Origin of the sequence: Micromonospora coxensis (genome assembly GCF_900090295.1) — a bacterium.
Classification (GTDB): Bacteria; Actinomycetota; Actinomycetes; order Mycobacteriales; family Micromonosporaceae; genus Micromonospora; species Micromonospora coxensis.
In genome coordinates this window covers 3,205,787-3,231,959 of the sequence record NZ_LT607753.1, presented here as the reverse complement: position 1 = coordinate 3,231,959, position 26,173 = coordinate 3,205,787, and the positions used below count along the sequence as shown (strand labels likewise).

The window sequence follows — 26,173 nt, the reverse complement described above, 5'->3', positions numbered from 1 at the left end:
CCACCGCCGGTCCCGGGTCCACCGCCGGTACGGTCCGCTGAGCGTCCCGGCGTAACAGGTATTTTCGACCCGTGACCGAGACCCCGCCCGGCGCCCTCCGGCTGCCTATCGTGCCCGGTCTGACCGATCTGCGGGTGTTTGCCCGGGGTGGGTACGCCACCGTCTACCGGGCCACCCAGATCTCGGTGGGGCGCGAGGTCGCCGTCAAGGTGGAGAACCGGACGCTGGACAGCGAGCGGGACCAGGCCCGGTTCCTCCGGGAGGCGCGTGCCGCCGGCAGGATGTCGTCCCACCCGCACGTGGTGGACCTCTTCGACGTCGGGGTCACCGTCGACCAGCATCCCTATCTGATCATGGAGCTCTGCGACGGCTCGTACGCCGAGCGGATGCGCACCTCTCCGCTGGGCGCTTCGGAGACCCGCGACCTCGGCATCAAGATCGCCGATGCGCTCGCCCACTCGCACGCGGCCGGGGTGCTGCACCGCGACGTCAAGCCGGCGAACATCCTCCACTCGCACTTCAACCCGGCGGTGCTGGCCGACTTCGGGCTCGCCGTGCTGGCCGAGGTGCGCGACGCCTCGGTCACCCTGGAGGTGCTGACCCCGGCGTACGCGCCGCCGGAGATGTTCAGTCACAGCCCGCCCTCGCCGGCCGTCGACGTGTACGCCCTCTGCGCCACCCTCTACGCGGTGATGAACGGCCGGCCGCCCCGCTGGCAGTCGGAGCGGAACCCGAGCCTGGTCACCGTGCTGGAGATGTTCAACCAGCCGATCCCGGAGCTGCCCGGGGTGCCGACCGAGCTGGTCGACGTGCTCCGGGCCGGGATGTCCAACGACCCCGGCGCGCGGCCGTCGGCGATCGAGCTGCGGGACCTGCTCGTGGCGCTGCCGCTGGATCCGGCCCCCTCCCCGGTGAGCGGGGCGCCGGTGAGCGGCGCGCCGCTGTCCGGCGGCTCCACCGGTGGCGGCTTCACCACCGGCGGCACGTACACCGTGGACCCGTCCGGCCCGCCCCGGCCGCCGGTGGAGGACACCCCGCCGTCGGCGTCGCGCGGCGGCCGGCGGCGGCGACGCTGGTTCCTCGGCGGCGCCGGTGTCCTCGCCCTGGCCGCCTCGGCGAGCGCCGGGGCCTGGGTCGCCGGTGGCGCCCCGCCGGTGGCCGCGCCGACCCCGACGCCGGTGGCCAGCGCCTCGTCGGAGCCGGGCGGGAACTGGGGTGTGCTGCCCGGTTGCGTGTCCGGGGCGTCAGCGGCGTCGCTGCCGCCGGGGGCCCGCTGCGCACCCCGGTTGGAGTGCTTCGGGCCGGTACGGCTGCGTGGCGACCGGGCCGAGGCGGCCCAGGTCTCGTGCGACGGCCGGCACACCTGGGAGACCTACGTCCAGGGCGAGCTGCCCACCGCGCTGGTGGGGGCGGGGCACGCCGAGGTCGCCGCCGACCCGGCCGTACAGCGGGTCTGCAACCCGCGCACCTTCCGGCTCACCAGCGGGATGGGCTACCCGCAGGGATGGAACCTGGAGGTCCTGCCGCCGAGCGGCCCGGGCGCCGACCGGACCTTCCGTTGTCTCGCCGGCAAGGGCGCGAACGCGTTGCTCGCGCCGACCCTCACCGGTCGCTGACCCCGCCCAGGCGGGAGCGCACCGCCTCGCTGTCGAGCGCGTCCAGGGTGTCGGCGTCGATGCCGCCGAGCAGGGCGTCCGGCTGGTTGGTCGGGGCCGCGCCGTGCTCCGACCGGGCGTCGCGGTCGCGCAGCGCGGCCACCGCCGTGCCGGTGACCGTCCCGAGCAGGACGACGAGCAACGCCAGCGCCACCGTCAGGATCCCGGCGGGGTGCCAGCTCAACAGGACCACCAGCGCCGTGAGTGCCGCGAGCGCCGCGAGCACCGCCACGGTCCGCGCGTCCGGCCTGAGGATTCGCCCCACCCGACAAGCATCCCCACCGGACGCCGCCTGTCAACCCGCGTCGGGGACGTCGTGCGCCGCCGCCGTCCGGTTCAATGACCGTGAAGATCGTTTCGTACGAGGAGAGGAACGTTCGGTGCAGCGGATCACCCGGATCGTCGCCGTACTGCTGGTGTCGGGCGTGCTCGGCGCGTGCGGGACGGAGCAGCCGCCCGCGTCGTCCCCGGCCGGACCCGGTGGCTCGGCGACGCCGTCCGGGTCCGCCCCCTCGACGCCGACGCCGACGCCGTCGCTGAGCCCGTCGCCGGGGACGACCTTCGACCAGGCGATGACGGCCTGGGTGCGGGCCACCTACCGGGGTGACCACCGGTACGTCGGTGACTGCCGCGACGCCGAGCCGGGCCGGGGCGCGGTCTGCGCCAAGCGGGAGGCCGACGTGGACGGTGGCGTCGTCCACGGCGTCGGCGCGCCGCGCAGCGAGATCGACGCCTACGTGTACGCCCGGGAGGGCGCGGCGGGTTGGCGGATCGTCGACGAGTTCACCCCGTCGTCCGAGATGTACGGTCCGGCGGTCGAGCCGACGCCCGCCTGGTTCGCGGCGCTCGGGCGCGACTGACCACGTGGGAGCGCGCCCCTGCCGGCGGGAGAATGCGTAAAGCGCCGATCATGAAAATTTCGTTACATCACCGGCGAAGAAAGACCGTTTGATGGTGTTTCGCCGGGCTGTCCTCATTGGCCGGCCTCCCTAGAGTGACGAAGGTCGAGGGTTCGTCCTCGACAGTCCCCGTCCTTTACCGGAAGGCATCACATGCCACGTATCACCCGGTCCCTGGCCGCGGCGGGAGTCGCCGGCCTCTTCCTCGCCGGATCGGTGGTCGCGCCCGCAACCGCGTCACCGGAGAGCACCGGCTGGGGTCGTCCCACCGTGTCGGACCGCACCAGCCCGACCGAGGCCCGGCGGGTCGACCGCGTGCCGACGCCGAAGCTCGACTGGTACGCCTGCTACGGCTACGCCGAGTGCGCCACCGTCGACCTGCCGCTGGACTACGACAAGCCCAAGGGGGCCACCACCGAGATCGCCCTGCTGCGGGTCAAGGCCCGCAACCAGCAGGCCCGGATCGGCAGCCTCTTCCTCAACCCGGGCGGCCCGGGCGGCTCCGGCACCGACATCGCGCTCGCCGCGCCGTACTTCCTCTCCGACGAGCTGCTGGACCGCTTCGACGTCGTCGGCATCGACCCGCGCGGCGTCGCCGCCAGCGAGAACGTCAAGTGCTTCCCATCGGTGAAGGAGCAGACCCGGGCGTACGCCGGGCTGAACGTCGCCTTCCCGTGGACCAAGGCCGAGGAGAAGGCGTACGTCGCCTCGTCCCGGGCGGTCGGTCGGGCCTGCTCCACCACCGGCAAGCCGCTCACCGGCGCGATGTCGACCGCCGAGGTCGCCCGCGACATGGACGTGCTGCGCCGCGCGGTCGGCGACAAGAAGCTGAGCTACCTCGGCTTCAGCTACGGCACCGCGCTCGGCCAGTACTACGCCAACATGTTCCCCGACCGGGTCCGCGCCGTCGTCGTCGACGGCGTGCTCGACCCGAACGCCTGGGTCGGTAGGGGCGCGGCCCGCAGCCAGCTCCAGGAGACGCGGCTGCGCAGCGCCGACGGCGCGTACAAGGCGCTGCGCGAGATCCTGGACCGGTGCGAGAAGGCCGGCGCGGAGAAGTGCGCGCTGGCCGCCGGTGACCCGCTCGCCTCGTACGAGCTGGTGGCCCAGCGGCTGCGCAAGAAGCCGGTCGTGATCGACGACCCCGACGGGGGCACCTTCACGGTCACCTACGCCGACTTCGTCGGCGGCAGCCTCAGCGCCCTGTACAGCCCGTACGGCTGGGCCGACATCGACGCCATGACTTCGGACCTGCTGGTGCTCACCGACCCGTCGTCGGCCACCGCCGCCCGCCTCGGCGCGGCGCGCAAGGCCGTCGCCGAGCGGGCCGAGCGGGCCCGCCAGCAGCGCCGGTTCGACTTCCCGTACAACAACGGGCTGGAGACGTTCCTCGGCGTGGACTGCACCGACGCGTACCACCCGACGGACGCGGGGGCCTGGCCGGCGCTGGGCGCCGCGGAGGACAAGCGGGCCCCGTACTTCGGCCGGGCCTGGGCCTGGGCCACCGCGCCCTGCGCGCGGGACACCTGGACGGTGCGGGACGAGGACGCCTTCACCGGCCCGTTCAACCGGAAGACCAGCTCCCCGGTGCTGGTGGTCGGCAACTACTGGGACCCGGCCACCAACTACGACGCGGCGGTCAGCTCGTCGAAGCTGCTGCCGAACAGCCGGCTGCTCAGCAGCGACAGCTGGGGTCACACCGCGTACGGCACGTCGGCCTGTGTGACCGGCGCGGTGGACGCGTACCTGCTCAAGGGCACCCTGCCGAAGAAGGGCACCGTCTGCACCGGTGACGTGCAGCCCTTCGTGGAGCCGACGGGCGAGGCCGAGACCACCCGGGCCGCCGCGCCGAAGAGCGCGCTGGCCCGCCAGGGCGCGCCGGCCCGGGGCGAGCCGAAGCGGCTCCCGCCGGTCGTCGCGCCGCTGCCGGCGATGGGCACGCTCACCCTCCGCTGATCGACGCCGGGGTACGACGGGCGCTCGGGTCGCCCGTCGTACCCCGGTCCTCATCGGAGGGTCCCCGGTGACAACGCAAGTGGACCCCGACCGCTACCCTCGGTGTCCCGCAGGCCGTGCCCGTCAGCGAGGTCGCCGATGAACGCCTTCCCCTCCCACCGGCTCCGTTCGGTCGCCACCACGCTGGCGGTGGCGCTGACCCTCAGCCTCGCCGCGGCCGCCGGGTGCGACAACCGCCGGGACCCGCCGCTCCCCTCGGTGCTGGACAAGCTGCGCGAGTCGCACATCGACGGGCAGCCCCGGATCAAGATCGGGGTGGCCGCCACCGAGCCGCTCATGGGGGAGCTGCGCAACGGCACCTACACCGGGTTCGACGTCGAGATCGCCCGCTACATCGCCTCGTCCCTCGGCTTCGAGGGGGACCAGCGGATCGAGTTCGTCTCGCTGGCCACCGAGGACCGCATCCCGGCCCTGCAGGGCGGGGTGGTGGACATGGTCGTCTCCAGCTTCTCGATGACCGAGGAGCGCAAGAAGCTGGTCAGCTTCGCCGGGCCGTACTTCGTCACCACCCAGGAGGTGATGGTGCCGAACCGGCTCAAGGACAAGATCCGCACCATCGAGGACCTCCGCCGGCCGGAGTACAAGATCTGCACCAGCGGTGGCTCCACCACCGAGGCGGAGCTGGAGAAGCACCAGGTCAGGGCGCTGGTGGTGAAGCGGGTCGGCGACTGCGTCAAGGGCATCCGCGAGGGCCGGTACGACGCGGTCAGCTCCGACGAGACGATCCTGGCCGGTTTCCTCTCCCAGTACCCGACCGAGTTCGAGATCGTCGACATGCCCTTCGGCACCAGCGAGACGCTCGGCATCGGGGTGCCGATCGGCGACCCCGCCCTGCGCGACCTGGTCGCCTTCTTCCTCGACAAGAGCTACCAGCAGGGCCGTAAGGGGCTCAGCAGCCCGTGGCTGACCGCGTACAACCGGACCCTCGGGCCGTGGATGAAGCAGCCCAAGGTGCAGCCGCAGCCGCTCGACGTGCCGAAGTTGGTGGACTTCGACGACAAGGCTCCGACCCGGTGAGCGCCCCGGCGGTGCCCGTCACGGACGGCGTGGGCCCCGCCGTGGCGTCCTGGGACGGGTCGGATCTCGCCGAGCGCCGGGCCCGCGCCAGCCAGTCCTTCTGGACCGCCGTGGTCGGCGTGCCGGCGATCTTCTCGGTGCTGCGGCTCGGCGTGGAGGCCGGCGGCGAACTCCAGACCACGCTGCTGCTGGTGGCGAACGTCGGCCCGGTGAACCTGCTGGCCGGCTTCCTCACCACGGCCGCCCGGCTGCTCTCCACCGGCCTGGTCGCCGTCTTCGCGCTCGGCGCGGTGCTGCGGGTCAGCGTGGACCGGATGCCCGCCGGCGTCCGCCGGCCGCTCTTCGTCCGCTGGATGGACATCGTCCCGGCCTGGTTCGTGCTGGCCGGCTTCCTGCTCGCCCTGGTCACCTGGCAGTTGCTCTACCTGCCGCTGCTGATCCCGGCGTTCGTCGCCGCGTTCCAGCTCACCCCCGCGCGGCTGCACGAGCAGTGGGTGCCGCGACTGCTGATCCTGGTGGCCCTGTACGCCGGGTACGCCTGGCTGCTCGCCCCCACCCTCGTCGAGGCCGGGCGGCAGGGCGAACTGCTGGCGCTGCTGCTGCTCGTCGCGCCGCCGCTGCTGGCGCTCGGGGTCACCGGCCCGCTGCCGGGGGCGGTGATCCGGCCGCTGGCGTCGATCACCGAGGCGGCCGTGCTGGCGATGCTGGTCTGGGCGGCGCTGCCGGTGATCAGCACCCCCGTCCTGCCGTTGACGGTCACCACCGTCGAGGCCGCCCCCGGGGTCACCGAGGACGTCCGGGGGCACGTGGTCACCGTCGACGACGTCAACGTCGTGCTGCTGCAGGAGCGCGGCGGCGTCCGCTACGTGCCGGTCGACCAGGTCCGGGCGCAGGTGCTCTGCCCGAGCGAGGAGGAACTGCCCCGGCACCGGCTGCGGGTGCGGGACTTCCACGTCGAGGACTCGCTGCTGGAGGGGATGGGCCGGCGGGTGCGCCCGGTGCACCGGATCGACGCCGCCTGCCGCGTCGTCCGGTGAACCGGGGCGGTCAGTACGACTTGTCCTGACCGAGGACGTGCTGGGCGACGAAGTTGAGGATCATCTCCCGGCTGACCGGGGCGATCCGGCCGGCGCGTACCGCTCCGAGCAGGGTGGCCACCCCGTACTCGGTGGTCATGCCCGCCCCGCCGAGCGCCTGCACGGCGGTGTCCACGGCGAGCGCGGCGGCCTCGCCGGCGGCGTACTTGGCCATGTTGCCGGAGACGCCGGCCTCCAGGTCGCGGCCGGCGTCGTACAGGGTGGCCGCCTTGTGGATCATCAGTCGGGCGAGTTCCACCTGCACCGCCGCGTGCGCGAGGGGGTGCGCGACGCCCTGGTGGGAGCCGATGCTCCGGCCGCCCCAGATCCGGCGGGTGGCGGTGTACTCGCTGGCGCGCTCGATCGCGTACCGGCCGGTGCCGGCGCCCATCGCGGCGACCGTGATCCGCTCCGGGTTGAGCCCGGCGAAGAGCGCCGGCAGGCCGGCGTCCAGCGACTCGCCGACCAGCGCGTCGGCGGGCAGCCGCACGTCGTCCAGGTAGAGCAGGAACTGGTTCTCCGGGGAGAGGATCTCCATGTCCAGCTTGGCGCGTTCGAGGCCCGGCGCGTCGGTGGGGACGAGGAACAGGGCCGGCTTGAGCTTGCCGGTGGTGGCGTCCTCGGTACGGGCGACGACCAGCACGTGCTGGGCCTCGTCGACGCCGGAGATGTAGACCTTGCGGCCGGTGAGCAGCCAGTCGTCGCCGTCGCGGCGGGCCACCGTGCCGAGCCGGTGGAAGTTCGATCCGGCGTCCGGCTCGGTGATCGCGAAGACGATCTTCCGGGAGCCGTCGGCCAGGCCGGGCAGGTGGCGCTTGCGCTGCTCCTCGGTGCCGTGCCGGGCGAGGACCGTGGCGGCGATGGCGGGGGAGACGACCAGCAGCAGCAGCGGGCAGCCGGCCGCGGCCAGCTCCTCGCAGACGATGGCCAGCTCGGTGATGCCGCCGCCCCCGCCGCCGTACTCGGTGGGAATGTTGACGCCGAGGTAGCCGAGCCGGCCGGCTTCCTCCCACAGCTCGGTGGTGTGTTCCCCCGACTTCGCCTTCGCGACGAAGTAGGAGTGACCGTACCTGCGGCCGAGCGCCCGTACGGCGTCGCGGAGCTGGTCCTGCTCGGGGGTGAGGTCGAAGTCCATCGAGGGGCCTCCAGGGGGATCAGTCGGGGTTGACCACGGCCAGCACGGCGCCGGTGTCGACCTGACCGCCGGCCGGCACCGGCAGTTCGGCGACCACGCCGTCGGTCGGGGCGAGCACGGGGTGTTCGAGCTTCATCGCTTCCAGGGTCAGCAGCAGGTCACCGGCGGCGACCCGCCGGCCGACCTCGACGTGCACCCGGGTCACCGCGCCGGGCAGCGGCGCGAGCAGCGACCCGGCGGCCAGCGCGGTGGTGGGCGGCGGGAACCGGGGCAGCTCGACCAGCTCCGCCGCCCCGTCCGGGCCGTCCACGAAGACCTCCGCGCCCACCCGGTGTACGCGGAACGCCCGCCGCACCCCGTCCACGTCGAGCACCACCCGCTCCGGGGTCGCCTCGACGAGGTCGACGACCGGTGCCGGCGCGGCCTCGCCGCCCGTGGGATCACCGTCGACCGCCGTCACAGCCTCGCCCGGGCCGCTGTCCGCCGGCATCCTGCCCGCCGGGCCGGTGCCCGCCGGCGTCCCGCCCGCCGGGCCGGCGGGGAGGGCCTGCCGGGTGGCGGACCACTCGGCGAGGCGGCCGGCCCGGTCCAGCCGGTAGCGGACCTCGACGTCGTCGCCGTCCGGCGAGGCGAAGCGGGTGACCTGGGGGAAGGCGGGCACGTTGCGCCAGCCCGACGGCAGGCCGGCCAGCACCCGGGCCCCGGCGCGCCGGCCGGCGGCCGAGGCCAGCGCGGCGGCCAGCGCGGTCACCGGCGCCAGCGCGGCCGGCAGCAGCGGGGCGAAGACCTCGGTGTGCCGGTCCAGGAAGGCGGTGTCGACCTCCGCCGCGCCGAACTCCCGGCTGCGCAGCACCCGTACCAGCAGGTCCCGGTTGGTGGTGACACCGTGCAGCTCGGCGCGGGCCAGCGCGGCGGCCAGCGTCCGGGCCGCCTCCGCCCGGGTGGGCGCCCAGGCGACCACCTTCGCCAGCATCGAGTCGTAGTGCACGCCCACCACCGAGCCGTCCACCACCCCGGAGTCGAGCCGCAGGCCCCGGGTCGGGGTGAACTCGCCGGCCACCCCGAGGACCGCGAACCGGTGCAGCAGGCCGGTCGCCGGGCGGAAGCCCTGGGCCGGGTCCTCCGCGCAGAGGCGTACCTCGATGGCGTGGCCCTCGGTCGGCGGGGTCGCCGTCACCGGCAGCGGGGCGCCCTCGGCGACGAGCAGTTGCAGCCGGACCAGGTCCAGCCCGGTGACCGCCTCGGTGACCGGGTGCTCCACCTGGAGCCGGGTGTTCATCTCCAGGAAGAAGAACTCGCCGGTCGGGGCGAGCAGGAACTCCACCGTCCCCGCGCCCACGTAGTCGACGGCGCGCCCGGCGGCGACCGCCGCCTCGTGCAGCCGCCGCCGCAGCTCCGGCGGCACCACCGCGGGCGCCTCCTCGACGATCTTCTGGTGCCGGCGCTGGATCGAGCAGTCCCGCTCGCCGAGGGCGACCACCGTGCCGTGGGTGTCGCCGACGATCTGCACCTCGACGTGCCGGCCGCGCTCGACGTACCGCTCGACGAAGACCGTGCCGTCGCCGAACGCGCCGGCCGCCTCGCGCCGGGCGGAGGCGACGGCCTCGGCGAGCCCGGCGGCGTCGCGGACCACCCGCATGCCCCGCCCGCCGCCCCCGGCGGACGCCTTGACCAGCACCGGGAAGTCGGTGATCTCATCGTCGTCGGTCCAGGTCGGCAGCATCGGCACACCCGCCTCGGCGAGCAGCGCCTTCGCCTTCATCTTGTCGCCCATCGCGGCGATCGCCTCGGCCGACGGGCCGACCCAGGTCAGCCCGGCGTCGGTCACCGCCCGGGCGAACGCGGCGTTCTCGGCGAGGAAGCCGTAGCCCGGGTGGACGGCGTCCGCGCCGCTGCGGCGGGCCGCGTCCAGGAGCAGGTCGATCCGCAGGTACGTCTCGGCCGGGGTGTTCCCCGGCAGGCGGACGGCCTGGTCGGCCTCGGCGACGAACGGCGCGTCGGCGTCGGCGTCGGAGTGCACGGCGACCGTCCCGACGCCGAGCGCGCGGCAGGTGGCGAAGACCCGACGGGCGATCTCGCCCCGGTTGGCGACCAGAAGTCTGGTGATCACGATTCCGACTCCCTACATCCGGAAGACGCCGAAGCCGTCGGCGCCCTTCACCGGTCCGTTGTGGATCGCCGACAGGCAGAGCCCGAGGACGGTACGGGTGTCCCGGGGGTCGATCACCCCGTCGTCGTAGAGCCGGCCGGAGAGGAAGAGCGCCCCGGACTGGGACTCGATCTGCTGCTCGACCATCATCCGCATGGCCGCGTCGGAGTCCTCGTCGTAGTCGCGGCCCCGGGCGGCGGCGGCCTGCCGGGCGACGATGGAGAGCACCCCGGCGAGCTGCGCCGGCCCCATCACCGCCGACTTGGCGTTCGGCCAGGTGAACAGGAACCTCGGCTCGTACGCCCGGCCGCACATGCCGTAGTTGCCGGCGCCGTAGGAGGCGCCCAGGTTGACCGTCAGGTGCGGCACCCGGGAGTTCGCCACCGCGTTGATCATCAACGCGCCGTGCTTGATGATGCCGCGCTGCTCGTACTCGGTGCCGACCATGTAGCCGGTGGTGTTCTGGAGGAAGATCAGCGGGGTGTCGGCGGCGTTGGCGAGCTGGATGAACTGGGCCGCCTTCTGCGCCTCCTCGCTGAACAGCACGCCCCGGGCGTTGGCCAGCACGCCGACCGGGTACCCGTGCAGCTCACCCCAGCCGGTGACCAGCGCCGTGCCGTAGCTCGGCTTGAACTCGTCGAACTCGCTGCCGTCCAGCACCCGGGCCAGCACCTCGCGCGGGTCGAACGGCACCTTCAGGTCGGCGCTGGCGATGCCGAGCAGCTCCTCCGGGTCGTACTTCGGGGACAGCGGGATCGGGTTGCGCGGCGGCGGCCCCTGCTTGCGCCAGTTGAGCCGGCGTACGCACTGCCGGGCCAGCCGGATGCCGTCCCGCTCGTCGCTGGCGAGGAAGTCCGCCAGGCCGGACGTGGTGGCGTGCATGGCCGCACCGCCCAGCGACTCGTCGTCGGTGACCTCGCCGGTGGCCATCTTCACCAGCGGCGGGCCGGCCAGGTAGACCTGCGACCGGTCTCGGATCATGATGGTGAAGTCCGACATCCCCGGCACGTACGCGCCGCCGGCGGTGGCGTTGCCGAAGACCACGGCGACGGTGGGGATCCTCGCGGCGGAGAGCCGGGTCAGGTCGCGGAACACCCGCCCGCCGGGGATGAAGATCTCCGCCTGGGTGGGCAGGTCCGCCCCGGCCGACTCGACCAGGTTGACCATCGGCAGCCGGTTGGCCAGGGCGATCTCACCGGCCCGCCGGGTCTTCGCCAGCGACCACGGGTTGACCGCGCCGCCGCGTACCGTCGGGTCGTTGGCGACGACCAGGCACTCGACGCCCTCGACCACCCCGATGCCGGTGACCACGCTGGCGCCGACCGGGAAGTCGGTGCCGTACGCCGCGACCGGTGACAGCTCCAGGAACGGACTGTCCTGGTCGAGCAGCAACTCGATGCGCTCCCGGGGGAGCAGCTTGCCGCGCCCGTGGTGCCGGGCCACGTACTTCTCCCCGCCGCCGGCGCGGGCAAGGTCGAGGGCGGCGTCCACCTCGGCGAGGCGTTCCAGCAGCGCCTCCCGGTTGGCCCGGTACGCCGGCGCGGACGGGTCGATCGCGCTGTCGAGTGTGGTCACAGGCCCATGCCCTTCGCGATGATCTCGTTCATGATCTCGGTGGTGCCGCCGCCGATGCCGAGGATCCGGGCGTCCCGGTAGTGCCGTTCCACCTCCGCGTCCCGCAGGTAGCCGAAGCCGCCGTGCAGTTGCAGCGCCGCGTCCACCACGTGGTCGCAGGCGGCCACCGCGACGTTCTTCGCCATCGCCACCTCGGTCACCACCGGCTCGCCCGCGGCCACCCGGGCCGCCACGTCGTGCACGTACGCCCGGGCCGCCTCGGCACGGGTGTGCAGCTCGGCCAGCCGGTGCCGGACGAGTTGCCGGCTCGCCAGCGGCCGGCCGAACGTGGACCGGTCCCGGCACCAGCGGGTGGCCAGATCGACGCAGCGCTGCGCGGTCGCGTACGCCTGCGTGGCCAGCGAGAGCCGTTCGGCGGCGAAGTGCTGCATGATCGCCAGGAAGCCGGTGTCCTCCTCGCCGATCCGGTTCGCCACCGGCACCCGGACGTCGACGAAGGACAGCTCGGCGGTGTCCGAGCAGTGCCAGCCCAACTTCTCCAGCCGCCGCCCCACGGTGAAGCCGGGGGTGTCCTTGTCGATCACCAGGAGGTTGAGCGCGCCGCTGCCGGGGAAGTCGGTGCAGACCGCGGTGGTCACGAAGTCGGCGCGGATTCCGCTGGTGATGTAGGTCTTCGAACCGTTCACCACGTAGTGGTCGCCGTCGCGTACGGCGGTGGTGCGGATCGCCGCGACGTCCGAGCCACCGTCCGGCTCGGTGATCGCCAGCGCGCCGATCATGGACCCGGCCAGGGTGGGGCGGACGTACCGGTCGACCAGGTGGTGGCCGGCCGGGTCGCCGCCGGGCGGGCCGCCGAGGGAGCCGCCGGTGCGGGCGCCGGCCGCGGCCACCATGTGCGGCAGCGCGATGCCGTGCGTGAAGAGCGCCGCGATCAGCCCGGACGAGCCACCGGACCGGATGATCTCCTCGGTGACGACGATCGAGTCGAGCAGGTCGCCGCCGCTGCCGCCGACCGACTCGGGGAAGCCGATGCCGAGCAGGCCGATCTTCGCGGCGGTGGCGTGCAGCGACCGGGGGACCTCGCCGGCACGTTCCCAGTCGTCCAGGTACGGCAGCACCTCGCGGGTGACGAAGGACCGGGTCAGCTCGCGCAGCTGCCGCCGCTCGGGGGTGTCCACGATGGTCACGTCAGGTCCTCTCCTGCGGGCAGGTCGACGGGCAGGTCGACGAGGCGGGAGCGGAGCAGCTCACCGAGCGCCTTGGCCTGCGGGTCGAACCGGGTGGACGCGGCCACCCCCTGCCCGAGCAGTCCACGGATCACGAAGTTGACCGCCCGCAGGTTCGGCAGTTCGTACCGGTCCACGGCCAGCGGGGCGGTCTCCGGCAGCAACGCGGCCAGCCGGTCGACGGTCAGCCAGTCGCGCAGCCAGGCCCAGGTCGCGTCGGTGCGGGCCCAGACGCCGAGGTTGGCGTCGCCGCCCTTGTCCCCCGAGCGGGCCCCGACCAGCTCGCCGAGTGGCCCGCGCCGGGTCGGGCGGGTGTCGGGTGCCGGCTCTGCCGCAGCCCGATCCGCCCCCGCCGGATCCGCCGAGCTGCCGGGCTCGGTCCGGTCCGGCTCGGTCGGGTCGGGCGCGGTCGGGTGAGGCGGGGTCGGGCCGGGTGCGGTCCGGTCGGGTGCGGTCCGGTCGGGTGCGCCCGGATCGGCCGGGAGGGCCGCCGTGCGGGCCGGCGGGGCGATCGGCACCCGCTCCCCGCCGGGCAGGACGGCGACGTGCGCGACGGCGTCCTGCGGCACGGTGTCGGCGGTGAACACCCCGTACGGGGTGGCGTCACCGGGCAGGGTGGTCAGCGTGCAGCCCGGGTAGGAGGCCAGGGCCAGCTCCACCGCCGCCGCCGAGAAGGCCCGACCGGCCCGCGCCTTGTCACCGTCGCGCAGGTGGACGTGCAGCAGTGCGCTCGCCGCCTCCGTGTCGGCGGCGTCCGGGTGGTCGGTGCGGGCCAGGGTGAACTCCAGCCCCTCGGCGCCCACGGCCTCCTCGAGCTGGCCCCGGACCAGGGCCGCCTTGGCGGGGATGTCCAGCCCGCAGAGGACGAACGTCATCGAGTTGCGGAAGCCGCCCAGGTTGTTCACGCCGACCTTGAGGGTGGGCGGCGGGGGCGTGCCCCGGACCCCGGTGACCCGCACCCGGTCCGGGCCCTCCTGGCCCAACCGCACCGTGTCCAGCCGGGTCACCACGTCCGGCCCGAGGTACCCGGGCCCGGCCACCTCGTACAGCAGCTGGGCGGTGACCGTCTCGACGGTGACCGCGCCGCCCGTGCCGGGGTGCTTGGTGAGCACCGACGAGCCGTCCGGGTGCAGCTCCGCGATCGGGAAGCCGGGCCGGTGCCCGCCGTCGGGCAGTTCGGTGAAGAAGCTGAAGTTGCCGCCGGTGACCTGCGCGCCGCACTCGATCAGGTGTCCGGCGACGGTCGCCCCGGCCAGCGCGTCGAGGTCGTCGCGCCCCCACCCGAAGTGGGCGACGGCCGGCCCGACGACGAGGGAGGCGTCGGTGACCCGCCCGGTGACCACGACGTCCGCCCCGTCGTCGAGGCAGGCCGCGATCCCGAACGCCCCCAGGTACGCGTTGGCGGTGAGCGCGTCCGGGCGGGCCAGGGCGTCGCCCTCGACGTACCCGATCCGCGCGGTGAGGCCGAGCCGGGCGGCGAGCGCGCCGAGCGCGGCGGCCAGGCCGGCCGGGTTCAGGCCACCGGCGTTGGTCACGATCTTCACGCCCCGGTCGAGCGCGGTGCCGAGACACCCCTCGAGTTGGCGCAGGAAGGTCTTCGCGTACCCCAGGAAGGCATCGCGCATCCGGTCCCGGCCGAGGATCAGCATGGTCAGCTCGGCCAGGTAGTCGCCGGTGAGCACGTCCAGCTCACCGCCGTCGAGCATCTCCCGCCAGGCGGCGGAGCGGTCGCCGTAGAAGCCGGAGGCGTTGCCGACCCGGAGCACACCGGTCACGCCGGTGCTCCCGCCTCGCGGCCCGCTCCGGGGGCCCGGCCCGCGCCGGGTGGCCCGGCGAACGCCTGCGCCACGTCCAGCCAGGCGTCGGCGGTCGCCCCGGTGGCGACGAGGGCCAGGTCGGCACGGTGCCGGCGCTGGGTGACCAGCAGGCAGAAGTCGAGCGCCGGGCCGGTGACCCGGTCCGCGGCGTCCGCCGGCCCCAGGGCCCAGGTGCCACCGTCGGGCGCGGTCAGCTCGACCCGGACCGGTGCCGTCGGCACCGCCCGGCCGTGGGCGGCGAAGCTGTGCCCGAGGGTACGGAAGCCGAGGTACGCGACGTGCCGCAGCCGGCCGGTCGGCGTACGGGTGACGCCGAGCGCGTCGGCGACGTCCTCGCCGTGCGCCCAGGTCTCCATGATCCGGGCGGTGGCCATCGAGGCAGCCGACATGCGGGTCCCGTACCAGGGCAGCTTCCCGCCCGCCGGCACGGCGGCGAGGGCCCCGGCGAGCGCCGCGCGGCCGGCCCGCCACCGGGCGAGCAGGTCGCCCGGCGGGGCCAGGAACTGCTCGGCCCCGTCGTCGACCAGTCGGCCCGGGTCCGGGGCCGAGGTGATCGAGGCGTAGAAGGCGTCGGTGTCGGTGGCGGCCAGGTGCGCCACGTGGTCGGTCCAGGCCAGGTGGGCGATCTGGTGGGCGACCGTCCACCCGGGAGCCGGGGTCGGCCGGTCCCACGCCTCCGGCGGCAGCGCCGCGACGAGCGCGTCGAGCTGTTCGGACTCGGCGGCCAGGTCCGCGAGCAGTGCTGTCAGGTCGACCATGGTGCCTCCGGGCGGATCGGTGCCGGTCAGGGCGGGCGGGTCAGGGCCTGTGGTGCGTGGGCGCTCCGGGCGGGGGGTCCGCCGGTGGGTGGCGGTCGGCCGGGCCCGCGTCGGGCGTGAGCAGGGTGGCGAGCTGGCGCTTCCAGGTGTGCAGCAGGGCGGTGCGGCGGGCGGAGTCGTCGCTGAGCAGGTTGGCCACGCCCAGCCCGCGCAGCAGGTCGAGGGTGGCCTGCACGGCCTCCCGTACGCCGGGACGACGCTCGTCGACCCCGAGCAGCGCGACGGTGAGCCGGTGCATCTCCCGGCCGATCCGGGCCTCCAGCGGCACCAGGGCGTCGCGGAGTTCGGCGTCGGTGCGGGCGGCCACCCACAGTTCGAGGGCGGCGACGAAGAGCGGCCCGGTGAAGGCGGCGCCGAGCAGGTCGATCACCCGGTCGAGCCGTTGCGGGCCGGCGGGCAGGGCCTCCGCCTCGCTGCGCAGCTCCGTCGCGCGCCGGTCCGCGAGGTGGACGACGGCGGCGGTGACCAGGGCCGCCTTGGTCGGGTAGTGGTGCAGTTGGGCGCCGCGGGACACACCGGCGCGGGCCGCGACGACGGTGGTGGTGGTGCCGGACCAGCCGTGTTCGACCAGACAGTCCACGGTCGCCTCCAGCAACCTGGTCTGGGTGGCGCGGCTGCGCTCCTGCTGAGGGACGCGGGTCGATGCGGTGGGCACGGGGACAGCGTGCTCCCCTCGAAACAAACAGTCAAGACTGACTTTTTTTGGTTGGGCCGGGCTCGGGGGCGCGTTGATGCCAGGGCGGGGAAGAGGCGACGACCGCGTTCGGGTGATGACCCGGACGGGGCACCGGACGGCGTCCGGAACGGGCCGCCGCCAGGGGTGGGGTGGGCTGCGCGGTCGCTACAGACTTGAGCGCACATGTGAATCACGACGGGCGATTCACATGTGCGCTCAAGTCTGTAGCGTGTCCGACCCGTACCGGCAGCAATCCGGGCGGCCCGAGCCGAGCCGACTGCGCCGCACCCAACCGCTTCGGGTCTGGGTCAGGTCGGCCGCCCCTGCCGTGCTGTGCCGGCCCGCGCGTGCTGTGCCGGCCCGCGCGTGTTGCGCTGGCCCGCGCGTGTTGCGCCGGGTGGCCCTGTTGCCGCCGGGCCGCGCATGCTGGGCCGCGCCGCCCCTGTCGGGCCGCGCCGCCCCTGTCGGGCCGCGCCGCCCCTGTCGGGCCGCGCCGGGGGGGCGAGCCGGGTAGGCGGGGGACGGCGAGGGGCCTCCGTGGTGCCGACGGTGGGTCAGCGGCCGTCGCGGGGACCGAAGACGGCCAGCGCCGCCAGGTCGCTGTGCCGGGAGCGGAGGTATTCGTCGGCCCAGTCGGCGGCCTCCGGGAACTCCGACTCGGCGGCCACCCGGGCGCACGCGGCGTCCACGTCGAATTCGGTACGCCGCAACTGCACGCCCGGCCCGAGCAGCGCCCAGAACGCCCCCGGCCCGCCGTACGGCATGCCGACGCTGCCCGGGTTGACCACCAGGCGACGGTCCACCAGCCGGGTGAACGGCATGTGCGTGTGCCCGCAGACCACGGTGCGGACATCGGCCGGTAGCCCGGCGAACACCTCCGACCATCGCTCCGGCCGCGAGTCGACCAGCACGACCTCCTCGTCGTCGCGCGGGGTGGCGTGGCAGAAGAGTACGTCGCCGAGGCCGGCGACCGGCAGGGTGAGCGTCAGCGGCAGCCCGGCGAGGAGCGCCAGGTGGTCGTCCCGGAGTCGGGTGGCCGCCCAGTTCGACACCGCGATCGGCGAGGGCCGCCCGGCGCGTGCCTCGACCAGCTCACGGTCGGCGTTGCCGCGAACCCAGCGGACCCGGTCGCCGAGCGGGACGAGCAGGTCCAGCACCTCGACCGGCTGCGGGCCGGCCGCGACGTCGCCGGTGAGCACGATCAGGTCGGCGGCGGCCACGTCCGGCTCGGCCAGGACCGCCTCCAGCGCGGGCAACGCTCCGTGGACGTCGGAGAGTACGGCGACACGTTCGACCATCAGCACAGCGTGGGGCCTGCCGCGCGCGGCCGTCCAGCGATTCTGCGCCGGGCAGATCGAGCGGGGGCGACCAGCACCGGTTCCGAGCGCCGCGACGGCCCGCTCCGCGACCCGCCCGGTCCGCGACCGTGCCCGGATCGCGGCCGGCCGGAACGACACCGGCCCGGACCGCGAGGCGGTCCGGGCCGGGAGGAGCCGGGTGGCCGGGGTGACCCGGCCGGTGGAACGTCAGACCCGCGCGCGGCGGGCCAGGCGCTCCGGGTCCAGGATGATGATGCTCTTGCCGTCCAGCCGCAGCCAGCCCCGCGACGCGAAGTCGGCCAGCGCCTTGTTGACGGTCTCCCGGGAGGCACCGACGAGCTGGGCGATCTCCTCCTGGGTCAGGTCGTGGGTCACCCGCAGGACGCCGCCGTCGCGGGTGCCGAACCGGCCGGCCATCTGGAGCAGGTTCTTGGCGACCCGGCCGGGCACGTCCGTGAAGATCAGGTCGGCCAGCGAGTCGTTGGTCCGGCGCAGCCTTCGGGCCAGCACCCGCAGCAGCTGCTCGGCGATCTCGGGCCGGTTGTTCAGCCAGGGCCGCAGCGCCTGCTTGCGCAGCCGTACCAGTCGGGTGTCGGTCACCGCGGTGGCCGTCGCCGTACGCGGGCCGGGGTCGAAGAGCGACAGCTCACCGACCATGTCCGACGGGCCCATCACGGCGATCAGGTTCTGTCGGCCGTCGGCCGCCCGACGCCCCACCTTGATCTTGCCCGACAGGAGGATGTAGAGACTGTCACCGGGCTCGCCCTCGTTGAACACGACCTCGCCCTTGCGGACGTCGATCGTCTCCATCTCCTTGGCGAGCGCCTCGGCAGCCTCCGGGTCGACACCCTGGAAGATCCCGCTGCGGGCCAGTACCTCGTCCATCGCGCACCTCCGGTTGCGCGTCGCCGTCCGTCGGCCGGGTCCGCCGTCCGCTTATCCCTCGCGCGTCGCCAAGTCTAAGTGCACGTGAGCACGAATCAGAGGTGCACCCCTGGAAACTTGATCGTTGGGCGTAACCTTCCCGCCCTGATGAGGGGCTAGGATCCCGCGTCCACTCCCCGGGTGGTCACCGGTGGTCGTCACGGCGGGTCGTAGGGTGACCGACGTGCTGAACGAGCCCGACCTGACCACCCGACCCGAGGACGGGTGGGACATCCCGCTGCTGGTGTGGCGCGCCTCGGCGCCGCTGCGGGCGGTCAGCTCCGGCCCGCTCGGCGGCGGGATCGGCGTACGGAACTGGATCGTGAACGCGACCGTGCCGATGTCGTACCACCGGGACGACCCGGCGGCGCACCTGGCCGCCCTCGCCGACCGGCTCGGCCTGGACGGGCCCGGGGTCGGCCTGCTCACCGGGGTGGACGTCGCCGAGGTGGTGCACCGGGTCGACACCGGCGTCCGGGTCTGGGCGACGGTCGGGCTGGGCACCCCCGTCCAGGCCGCGGCACCGGCCCCGGCGACGCCGGCCCAGCGGGTGGGCACGGTCAACATCGTGGTGTACGTCCCGGCGGCGCTCGGCGACGCCGCCCTGGTCAACGCCGTCGCCACCGCGACCGAGGCGAAGACGCAGGCGATCCGGGACCTGGGCCTGGCCGGCACCGGTACGCCCACCGACTCGGTGACCGTGCTCTGCCCGGCCGACGGGCCGGCCGAGCCGTACGGCGGACCCCGCTCCACCTGGGGCGCGCCGCTGGCCCGGGCGGTGCACGCCGCCGTCTCCGACGGTGGATCGGTGCCCTGCGTGCCGTGGTCCGACCGGCGGGCGGCCGAGTGACATTCCGTCCGATCGGCCGTCGTCGGGCTGGTGACCGGCGGGTAGGGTCGCCAACGATGTCCGCTTCCACGCCCCAGAGGGTCCCTCGTCGTGCCGCGTTCGCCGCCGGCACGCTCCTCGCCGTGCTCCTCGCCGCCGGTTGCAGCGAATCCGCCGACGACGCCGCGGTCTGGCAGCCGGGCGGCGGCGCGGGCGCGAGCGGGTCGCCCGTCCCGACGGACGGCAGCGCGGCCCAGGACGGCACGGCGGACCAGTCGATCTCGCTCTCCGCGACCGGCGACATCATCATGGGCAACGCCCCCTCCCGGCTCCCGGCGAACGGCGGCAAGGGCTTCTTCGACGAGATCTCCGACGCGCTCGACGCCGACCTGGTGATGGGCAACCTGGAGGAGCCGCTGACCGAGGACACCGGCACCGGCAAGTGCGGCGCGAACTCCACCGCCTGCTACCAGTTCCGGGCCCCGTCCAGCTACGCCGCGCATCTCAAGGACGCCGGCTTCGAGCTGCTCAACCAGGCCAACAACCACGGGTACGACTACGGGCCCCAGGGCTACGAGAACACCCAGAAGGCGCTGGAGGCGCAGGGGCTGAAGCACACCGGCGCGCCGGACCAGATCACCGTGGTCGACGTCAAGGGCGTCAAGGTGGCGGTGGCCGGCTTCTCGTCGTACCCGTGGTCGAACAGCCTGACCGACATCGACGCCGCGACGGCCGTGGTGGAGAAGGCGGCCACCATGGCCGACATCGTCGTCGTGCAGGTGCACATGGGCGCCGAGGGCGCCGACAAGACCCGGGTGAAGCCCGGCACCGAGCTGTTCTACGGCGAGAACCGGGGCGACCCGATCAAGTTCTCCCACGCCGTGATCGAGGCCGGCGCGGACCTCGTCGTCGGGCACGGCCCCCACGTGCTGCGCGGGATGGAGTTCCACCAGGGCCGGCTGATCGCGTACAGCCTGGGCAACTTCGCCGGTGGCGGCCGGTCGCTGAACCCCAGCGGGCGGCTGGGCTGGGGCGGCGTGCTGAAGGTGTCGCTCAAGCCGGACGGCAGCTTCGCCGGTGGCTCGTTCACCTCCACCCGGATGAACTCGGTCGGCAAGCCGACCATGGACTCGGCCGACCAGGGGCTCGGCCTGGTCAAGCAGCTCAGCCGCAGCGACTTCCCGCGCACCGGCGCGCGCTTCGACGCCGCCGGGAAGATCAGCGCCCCGCAGGCCGACTGACCGGCCGCACGTCGGCGCGCCGCCGACGTCACCGGCGGGCGTGGGCCCGGCGGGTGGTCGTCCCGGCGACGTAGGCTGGCCGGCGTGACCATCAGCTCCCCCGCACGGGCCGAGACCGACCTCGGCCGCACCCGGCGCGCCCGGCGGATCGGCCGGGCGCTGACCGAGGCGCACCCCGACGCGCACTGTGAACTCGACCACTCCAACGCCCTGGAGCTGGCCGTCGCCACGATCCTGTCGGCGCAGTGCACCGACAAGAAGGTCAACGAGGTCACCCCGAAGCTCTTCGCCCGCTACCGCCGCGCCGCCGACTACGCCGGGGCCGACCGGGCGGAGCTGGAGGAGCTGATCCGGCCGACCGGCTTCTACCGCAACAAGACCGACTCCCTGATCAAGCTCGGGCAGGCGCTGGTCGAGCGGTACGACGGCCGGGTCCCCGGCAGGCTGGCCGACCTGGTGACCCTGCCCGGCATCGGGCGCAAGACCGCCAACGTCATCCTCGGCAACGCCTTCGACGTCCCCGGGATCACCGTCGACACCCACTTCCAGCGGCTGGTGCAGCGCTGGCGGCTCACCGCCCAGACCGATCCGGTGAAGATCGAGCACGAGATCGGGGCGCTCTTCCCGAAGCGGGAGTGGACCATGCTCTCGCACCGGATCATCTTCCACGGCCGACGCGTCTGCCACGCCCGCAAGCCGGCCTGCGGCGCCTGCACCCTGGCGAAGCTCTGCCCGTCGTACGGCACCGGGCCGGTCGAGCCGGCCGCTGCCGCGAAGCTGCTCAAGGGCCCCCGCGCCCGGGACCTGGCGGTCGCCGCCGGCCTCGACCCGGAGCTGGTGCCGCAGCAGGCCGTCGTCGCGGAGGCGCCGTGAACCGGGGACTCGCCGCGCTGCTCGTCCCGGTGCTGCTGGCCGTGGCCGGCTGCACCGCCACCGGGCCGGAGCGGCAGACCACCTCGGCCGGGCGGGCGGAACGTCCGTCGCCGTTCGCCGACTGCGCCGCGTTGACCCGCGCCCCGGGCCCGTCCGGCTCCGCCGCGCCCCGCCCCGCCCCGACCGCGTCCGCCGCCGCGCCGCCCCCGACTGCCGCCGCGCCGCCCCCGACCGCCGGCGGACCGCTCCTGCCCGAGCTGACCCTCAACTGCTTCACCGGCGGCGCGCCGGTGGCCCTGCGCGACGTGCGCGGCCCCGCCGTGGTGAACCTCTGGGCCTCCTGGTGCCCGCCGTGCCGCAAGGAACTCCCGGCCTTCCAGCGCCTCAGTGAGCGGGCGGCGGGCCGGCTCCAGGTGCTCGGCGTCAACAGCCGGGACACCCGCACCGCCGCCCAGTCGATCGGCGAGGACTTCGGCATCCGCTTCCCCGTCCTGTTCGACCAGGGTGAGGCGCTGCAACGGGAGCTGGGGCGCAACGCCCTCCCGCTCACCCTGCTGGTCGACGCCGAGGGCCGGGTGGTCCACGTCGACGCCAGCGGGGCCCTCGACGACGCCCGTCTCGCCGCGCTGGTGCAGCGGCACCTCGGCCTGGCGGTGCCGGCGTGAGCGGCCCGCGCACCGCCGCGCGGGGTGCGGCGCGGCCGACACCGGCCGCCGGCCCGACTCCGGAGGTGCGCCGGTGACCCGCCGCCCGCCGGCCTGGATCGACCCGCTGCTCGGCCGGCTCGGCACCGCCCGGGCGGAGGACTTCACCCGGCTCACCACCCCCGAGGAGGGCGGCCGGGAGAGCGCGGTGCTGGTGCTGCTCGGCGAGGAGCCGGGCGTCGGGCCGGACGTGCTGGTCCTCCAACGCGCCTTCACGCTGCGCAACCACGCCGGCCAGCCGGCCTTCCCGGGTGGCGCGGCCGACCCGGAGGACGCCGACGCGCCGGCCACCGCCCTGCGGGAGGCGAACGAGGAGGTCGGCCTCGATCCCTCCAGCGTCACCGTCCTCGCCGAACTGCCCCGACTCTGGATCCCGGTCAGCGACTTCGTGGTCACCCCGGTGCTGGCCTGGTGGCACACCCCGCACCCGGTGCACCCGAAGGAACCGGCCGAGGTCGCGCACGTCGCCCGGCTGCCGGTCGCGGAACTGGTCGACCCGGAGAACCGGATGCGGGTACGCCACCCCAGCGGCTGGATCGGCCCGGCCTTCTCCGTCCGAGGCATGCTGGTCTGGGGGTTCACCGCCGGGGTGCTCGCCACCCTGCTGGAGATGGGGGGCTGGGCCCGGCCGTGGCCCCGGGAGCGGGTGCTGGACCTGCCGCCCACCGGAGCCGCCCCGGCCCCCTCGGCGGGCACCGACGAGGTCGACGAGATGGCCGGCCCACTGACCTGACCGTCACGTTCCGCATGCGGAGCGCCCCCGGCGGGCCGGGTGCCCGTACCCTTGACCCGTGTCCGTCGTGGATCTCGTACTGCTCCTGCTCATGCTCGTGTTCGCGATCAGCGGATACCGTCAGGGCTTCGCCATCGGAGCGCTGTCGCTCTCCGGATTCTTCCTGGGCGCGCTGCTCGGACTCCAGGTCGGGCCGCTGTTCGCCCGGCAGTTCGTCGACAGCGGCACCCGGGTCCTGATCTCCCTGGTCGCGGTCTTCGGGCTGGCGGTGCTCGGGCAGGCGCTGGCCGGCTGGCTCGGCTCGCACCTGCGCAGGACGATCACCAACGACGTGGCGAAGAAGGCGGACGACGTCGGCGGCGCGTTCGTGTCGCTCTTCGCGGTGATGCTGGTGGCCTGGCTGGTCGCCGTCCCGCTCGGCTCCTCATCGCTGCCCTGGCTGGCCGCCTCGGTCAAGAACAGCGCGCTGCTGACCGTGGTGGACCGGGTCCTGCCGGACCGGGCGCAGGAACTCTCCACCGCGCTGCGCGACACGGTGGACACCAACGGCTTCCCGGAGGTCTTCAACGGACTGGGCCGCACCAACGCGCGGCAGGTCTCCCCGCCCGACCCGGCGCTGGCCGGCTCCCAGGTGGTGGCGAACAGCCAGCGATCGGTGGTCAAGGTGCTCGGCTCCGCGCCGAGCTGCTCGCGCCGCATCGAGGGCTCCGGCTTCGTCTACGCCGACGACCGGGTGATGACCAACGCGCACGTGGTCGCCGGCACCCGCTCCGTCGCCGTCGAGCTGCGCGGGGAGCGGTACGACGGCGAGGTGGTCGTCTACGACCCGGACCGCGACCTGGCCGTGCTGCACGTGCCGGGGCTGCCCGGCCCGTCGCTGCGCTTCGCCGCCGGCCAGGCCGGCAGTGGCGCCGACGCGATCGTGCTCGGCTTCCCGCTCGACGGCCCGTACGACGCCCGGCCGGCCCGGGTGCGGGACGTCGACCGGATCACCGGGCCGGACATCTACTCCTCCGGGGACGTCACCCGGGAGATCTACACGATCCGGGCGCTGGTCCGCAGCGGCAACTCCGGCGGGCCGCTGGTCTCCTCGAACGGCCTGGTGCTGGGCGTTATCTTCGCGGCCGCCGCGGACGACCCGAACACCGGTTTCGCGGTGACCGCCGCCGAGGCACGGCCGGTGGCGCTGGCCGGCGCGGAGCGTACCCGTGGGGTGGGCACCGGCGAGTGCACCTGACCCCGCCGGGGCGGCCCGGTGGACGCGGCCGGGGTCAGCGGCCCGGACCGGCGGCGGCCCCGTCCCCGCCCGACGGGGTGGCCCCCGGCGCCCGCCAGACGACGAACGCGGCGGAGGTGGCCGCCACCACCGCCACCCCGAGCAGCCAGCCGGCGACCACGTCGCTGGTCCAGTGCACGCCGAGCGCGACCCGGCTCAGCCCGGTCAACCCGGCGAGGACGAGCGCGGCCACCCAGAGCGCCGCGCGGGCCCCCGGCCGGCCCCGGGTGTACGGCAGGTACACCACCAGCAGCACCCCGGCGGCCAGGGTGGCGTTCGCCGCGTGCCCGGACGGGAACGCGTAACCCACCGCCTCGGCCACCGGGTCGAGCAGATCCGGCCGGTTCCGGCCGACGAGCAGCTTCAGCAGCGCGCTGAGCAGGCCGCCGACCGCCATCGTGGTGAGCACCCAGAGCGCCAGCCGCCGGGCGTCGCGCGCCCACAGCCAGACCACCAGGGCCAGCGCGGCGACCCGCAGCGGCCCGGGGCCGAACACGTCGGTCCAGAGGTTCATCGTCCGGGTCCACGTCGGGTGCGCCACCGCGTACCGGTACATGGTGTCGGTGACCGCCGCGTCGAGGTCGTGCAGCGGCGGCCAGGCCCCGGCCACCAGTACGGCGAGCAGCGTGAACGGCAGCAGCACCAGGAACGCCGCCAGGGCGGCCAGGCTCAGCCGCAGACCTCGCGTGCCGTCCCGGTCGAGGCGGCGCTCCCGCCAGGTGCGGGCCGCTGGTCGAACCGGAGCGCGAGCTTCCATGGCGGGTCCAGTACCCCGTGCCGCCCCGGTTCAGGCCGGGTCAGCGGCCGTACTGCCGGAACCGGCGGACGGTCAGCGCGGCCCCGGTGACCAGGGCGACCAGGATGGCCACCCCGGTCCAGAGCCGGCGCGGCGCGGTGTCGTCCGTGGTGCCGGCGGGCTGGGCCTCCCAGCGGGTCTGCTGCCGGGGCGCGGTGAAGCCGAGCGGGTCGCTGCCGGTGCCGCCGGCCCGGGCGTCCTCCGCCGAGCCGGGCGCCGGGCCGAAGCCGACCACGCCGGGGGAGTCGTTGTCGTCGAGCGGGTTGCGGTGCACCAGCGGCACGTCCACGGTCAGCGCCGCGACCGGGTCGACCAGGCCGTGCCCGAAGCGGTCGTCGCGGCCGACCGGGCCGATGTCCTTGGCGGTGGCCAGCAACCGGTTCACCACGTCCCCGGCGGACATCTCCGGGTACCGGGCGCGCACCAGCGCGGCGGTGGCCGCGACCAGCGGGGCGGCGAAGCTGGTGCCCTGGACCCCCCAGTAGCTGTTCGGGGGCCGGGCGCCGACGAGCCGGGTGGCCGGCGCGGTGAGCGTGGTGGCGTGCCCGGTGATCGAGCCGGACCAGAGGTTCTCGCTGGAGCCCTCCAGGCCGGCCACCGCGATCACCCCGGGCTCGCGGGCCGGGTACCAGACCTTGGGGCTGGTCGAGGTGGCGACGTTGCCGGTGCAGGCGACCACCACCACGTCCCGGGCGAAGGCGTAGTCCAGGGCGGCGGCCAGCGCCGGGCTGTCCCCGCTGCCGCCGAGGGACAGGTTGATCACCCGGGCGCCGTGGTCGACGGCCCAGCGCACCCCCTTGGCGACGATCATCGCGTCGTCGTAGCGGTTCTCGTCGTCGAGCACCCGCACCGGCAGGATGCGCGCGTCCGGGGCGAGCCCGACGACGCCCTTCCGGTCGTCGTTGCGCCCGGCGATCAGGCTGGCCACCGTGGTGCCGTGCCCCACCGGGTCCGGCTCGGCCGCACCGGCGGGGGAGACCAGGTCGAGGCCGGGCAGCACCTGGCCGGCCAGATCCGGGTGGGACGGGTCCACCCCGGAGTCGATCACGGCGACGGTGACGCCCCGACCGGTGGAGGTCTGCCACGCGGTGGCGGCCCGCAGCTCGTCGAGCTGCCACTGCTCGTCGCGGATCCGGTCGGCCCGGGTCGTGGTCTCCACCGGGACGAAGTCCGGCTCGGCCAGCGGCGCGGCGGCGGTGACCGGCGCGGGCGCGGCGGCCGCCGCCGCGGGCGGGAGCACGCCGACGACCGTCGCCGCGGTCGCCGCCGCACCGAGCAGCGCGCGGCCGGCGAACCGGTGGAGCGTGCTCGGGGAGCCGTGCCGAACCCTGGTCACATCCTCAACCATTCATCACGACGGAGACATGCTGGTGGGAGATTACCGGTTTTCCCCCGTGCCACGGCACGTTCCGCGCCGGG

General features: G+C 74.6%; 23 protein-coding genes. 11 read left to right on the top strand and 12 right to left on the bottom strand.

The features are described 5' to 3' along the window. Positions 1 to 71 precede the first annotated feature (71 nt). On the top strand, positions 72 to 1,616 hold the full coding sequence (locus tag GA0070614_RS14630) for a serine/threonine-protein kinase (RefSeq protein ID WP_088976482.1): 1,545 nt from the start codon (positions 72 to 74) through the stop codon (positions 1,614 to 1,616). Here the strand turns inward: GA0070614_RS14630 and GA0070614_RS14625 are convergent. Continuing rightward, the gene (locus GA0070614_RS14625; protein WP_157744995.1) at positions 1,603 to 1,920 is read right to left on the bottom strand and encodes a hypothetical protein; all 318 of its coding nucleotides are present in this window, start codon (positions 1,918 to 1,920) and stop codon (positions 1,603 to 1,605) included. The two genes, GA0070614_RS14630 and GA0070614_RS14625, sit on opposite strands and share 14 nt — an antisense overlap. A gap of 115 nt (positions 1,921 to 2,035) precedes the next feature. Between GA0070614_RS14625 and GA0070614_RS14620 the strand changes: the two genes are divergently transcribed. The 4 genes from GA0070614_RS14620 to GA0070614_RS14605 all read left to right on the top strand — a co-directional run bounded on the left by GA0070614_RS14620 (position 2,036) and on the right by GA0070614_RS14605 (position 6,624). Further along, complete coding sequence (locus tag GA0070614_RS14620; RefSeq protein ID WP_088976480.1) at positions 2,036 to 2,515, top strand: hypothetical protein; 480 nt, start codon at positions 2,036 to 2,038, stop codon at positions 2,513 to 2,515. A gap of 192 nt (positions 2,516 to 2,707) precedes the next feature. Further along, a complete protein-coding gene (locus GA0070614_RS14615) occupies positions 2,708 to 4,510 on the top strand; it encodes an alpha/beta hydrolase (protein ID WP_088976479.1) in 1,803 nt (600 codons plus the stop codon). Between the two features lie 138 nt (positions 4,511 to 4,648). After that, on the top strand, positions 4,649 to 5,587 hold the full coding sequence (locus GA0070614_RS14610) for a transporter substrate-binding domain-containing protein (protein ID WP_088976478.1): 939 nt from the start codon (positions 4,649 to 4,651) through the stop codon (positions 5,585 to 5,587). Beyond that, the gene (locus GA0070614_RS14605) at positions 5,584 to 6,624 is read left to right on the top strand and encodes a hypothetical protein (RefSeq protein ID WP_088976477.1); all 1,041 of its coding nucleotides are present in this window, start codon (positions 5,584 to 5,586) and stop codon (positions 6,622 to 6,624) included. Before GA0070614_RS14610 ends, GA0070614_RS14605 begins: the two co-directional genes overlap by 4 nt. A gap of 10 nt (positions 6,625 to 6,634) precedes the next feature. Here GA0070614_RS14605 and GA0070614_RS14600 read toward each other — a convergent pair whose 3' ends face one another. The 9 genes from GA0070614_RS14600 to GA0070614_RS14560 form a co-directional block, all read right to left on the bottom strand. Next, on the bottom strand, positions 6,635 to 7,798 hold the full coding sequence (locus tag GA0070614_RS14600; RefSeq protein WP_088976476.1) for an acyl-CoA dehydrogenase family protein: 1,164 nt from the start codon (positions 7,796 to 7,798) through the stop codon (positions 6,635 to 6,637). A gap of 19 nt (positions 7,799 to 7,817) precedes the next feature. Then, positions 7,818 to 9,908, bottom strand: coding sequence for an ATP-binding protein (locus GA0070614_RS14595; RefSeq protein WP_088976475.1), 2,091 nt, complete (start codon positions 9,906 to 9,908; stop codon positions 7,818 to 7,820). A gap of 12 nt (positions 9,909 to 9,920) precedes the next feature. After that, the gene (locus GA0070614_RS14590) at positions 9,921 to 11,522 is read right to left on the bottom strand and encodes an acyl-CoA carboxylase subunit beta (protein WP_088976474.1); all 1,602 of its coding nucleotides are present in this window, start codon (positions 11,520 to 11,522) and stop codon (positions 9,921 to 9,923) included. After that, complete coding sequence (locus GA0070614_RS14585; protein ID WP_088976473.1) at positions 11,519 to 12,709, bottom strand: acyl-CoA dehydrogenase family protein; 1,191 nt, start codon at positions 12,707 to 12,709, stop codon at positions 11,519 to 11,521. The genes GA0070614_RS14590 and GA0070614_RS14585 overlap by 4 nt, the downstream gene beginning before the upstream one ends. Continuing rightward, positions 12,706 to 14,454, bottom strand: a complete 1,749-nt coding sequence (locus GA0070614_RS14580; protein WP_231933694.1) for an acyclic terpene utilization AtuA family protein — start codon at positions 14,452 to 14,454, stop codon at positions 12,706 to 12,708. The genes GA0070614_RS14585 and GA0070614_RS14580 overlap by 4 nt, the downstream gene beginning before the upstream one ends. A 65-nt stretch (positions 14,455 to 14,519) precedes the next feature. Further along, a complete protein-coding gene (locus tag GA0070614_RS14575) occupies positions 14,520 to 15,323 on the bottom strand; it encodes a TIGR03084 family metal-binding protein (RefSeq protein ID WP_088976471.1) in 804 nt (267 codons plus the stop codon). A 40-nt stretch (positions 15,324 to 15,363) separates the two neighbouring features. Next, complete coding sequence (locus GA0070614_RS14570) at positions 15,364 to 16,038, bottom strand: TetR/AcrR family transcriptional regulator (protein WP_088976470.1); 675 nt, start codon at positions 16,036 to 16,038, stop codon at positions 15,364 to 15,366. Between the two features lie 575 nt (positions 16,039 to 16,613). Continuing rightward, entirely contained in the window at positions 16,614 to 17,357 is a 744-nt protein-coding gene (locus tag GA0070614_RS14565) for a metallophosphoesterase family protein (protein ID WP_088979437.1), read from the bottom strand. Positions 17,358 to 17,585: 228 nt separating this feature from the next. Then, positions 17,586 to 18,263 carry a Crp/Fnr family transcriptional regulator gene (locus GA0070614_RS14560; protein ID WP_088976469.1) on the bottom strand — a complete coding sequence of 226 codons (678 nt, stop codon included), beginning with the start codon at positions 18,261 to 18,263 and terminating at the stop codon, positions 17,586 to 17,588. A 223-nt stretch (positions 18,264 to 18,486) separates the two neighbouring features. Here GA0070614_RS14560 and GA0070614_RS14555 point away from each other — a divergent pair, with 223 nt between their 5' ends. From GA0070614_RS14555 to GA0070614_RS14530, 6 genes are all read left to right on the top strand, one after another. Next, on the top strand, positions 18,487 to 19,152 hold the full coding sequence (locus GA0070614_RS14555; protein WP_157744994.1) for an adenosylcobinamide amidohydrolase: 666 nt from the start codon (positions 18,487 to 18,489) through the stop codon (positions 19,150 to 19,152). A gap of 56 nt (positions 19,153 to 19,208) precedes the next feature. After that, positions 19,209 to 20,372, top strand: coding sequence for a CapA family protein (locus GA0070614_RS14550; RefSeq protein WP_088976468.1), 1,164 nt, complete (start codon positions 19,209 to 19,211; stop codon positions 20,370 to 20,372). An 84-nt stretch (positions 20,373 to 20,456) separates the two neighbouring features. After that, entirely contained in the window at positions 20,457 to 21,245 is a 789-nt protein-coding gene (gene nth / locus GA0070614_RS14545) for an endonuclease III (protein WP_088976467.1), read from the top strand. Continuing rightward, complete coding sequence (locus GA0070614_RS14540; RefSeq protein WP_088976466.1) at positions 21,242 to 21,910, top strand: TlpA family protein disulfide reductase; 669 nt, start codon at positions 21,242 to 21,244, stop codon at positions 21,908 to 21,910. Before nth ends, GA0070614_RS14540 begins: the two co-directional genes overlap by 4 nt. Positions 21,911 to 21,983: 73 nt before the next feature. Then, positions 21,984 to 22,682, top strand: coding sequence for an NUDIX hydrolase (locus GA0070614_RS14535; RefSeq protein WP_088976465.1), 699 nt, complete (start codon positions 21,984 to 21,986; stop codon positions 22,680 to 22,682). A gap of 58 nt (positions 22,683 to 22,740) precedes the next feature. Then, positions 22,741 to 23,919: a MarP family serine protease gene (locus tag GA0070614_RS14530; protein WP_088976464.1), complete on the top strand. Its 1,179-nt coding sequence runs from the start codon at positions 22,741 to 22,743 to the stop codon at positions 23,917 to 23,919. A gap of 34 nt (positions 23,920 to 23,953) precedes the next feature. Here the strand turns inward: GA0070614_RS14530 and GA0070614_RS14525 are convergent, their stop codons facing one another. Together GA0070614_RS14525 and mycP are read right to left on the bottom strand one after the other, a co-directional pair. Next, a complete protein-coding gene (locus GA0070614_RS14525; RefSeq protein WP_088976463.1) occupies positions 23,954 to 24,715 on the bottom strand; it encodes a phosphatase PAP2 family protein in 762 nt (253 codons plus the stop codon). A 40-nt stretch (positions 24,716 to 24,755) separates the two neighbouring features. Next, positions 24,756 to 26,102: a type VII secretion-associated serine protease mycosin gene (gene mycP, locus GA0070614_RS14520; protein WP_088976462.1), complete on the bottom strand. Its 1,347-nt coding sequence runs from the start codon at positions 26,100 to 26,102 to the stop codon at positions 24,756 to 24,758. Positions 26,103 to 26,173: the final 71 nt, after the last annotated feature.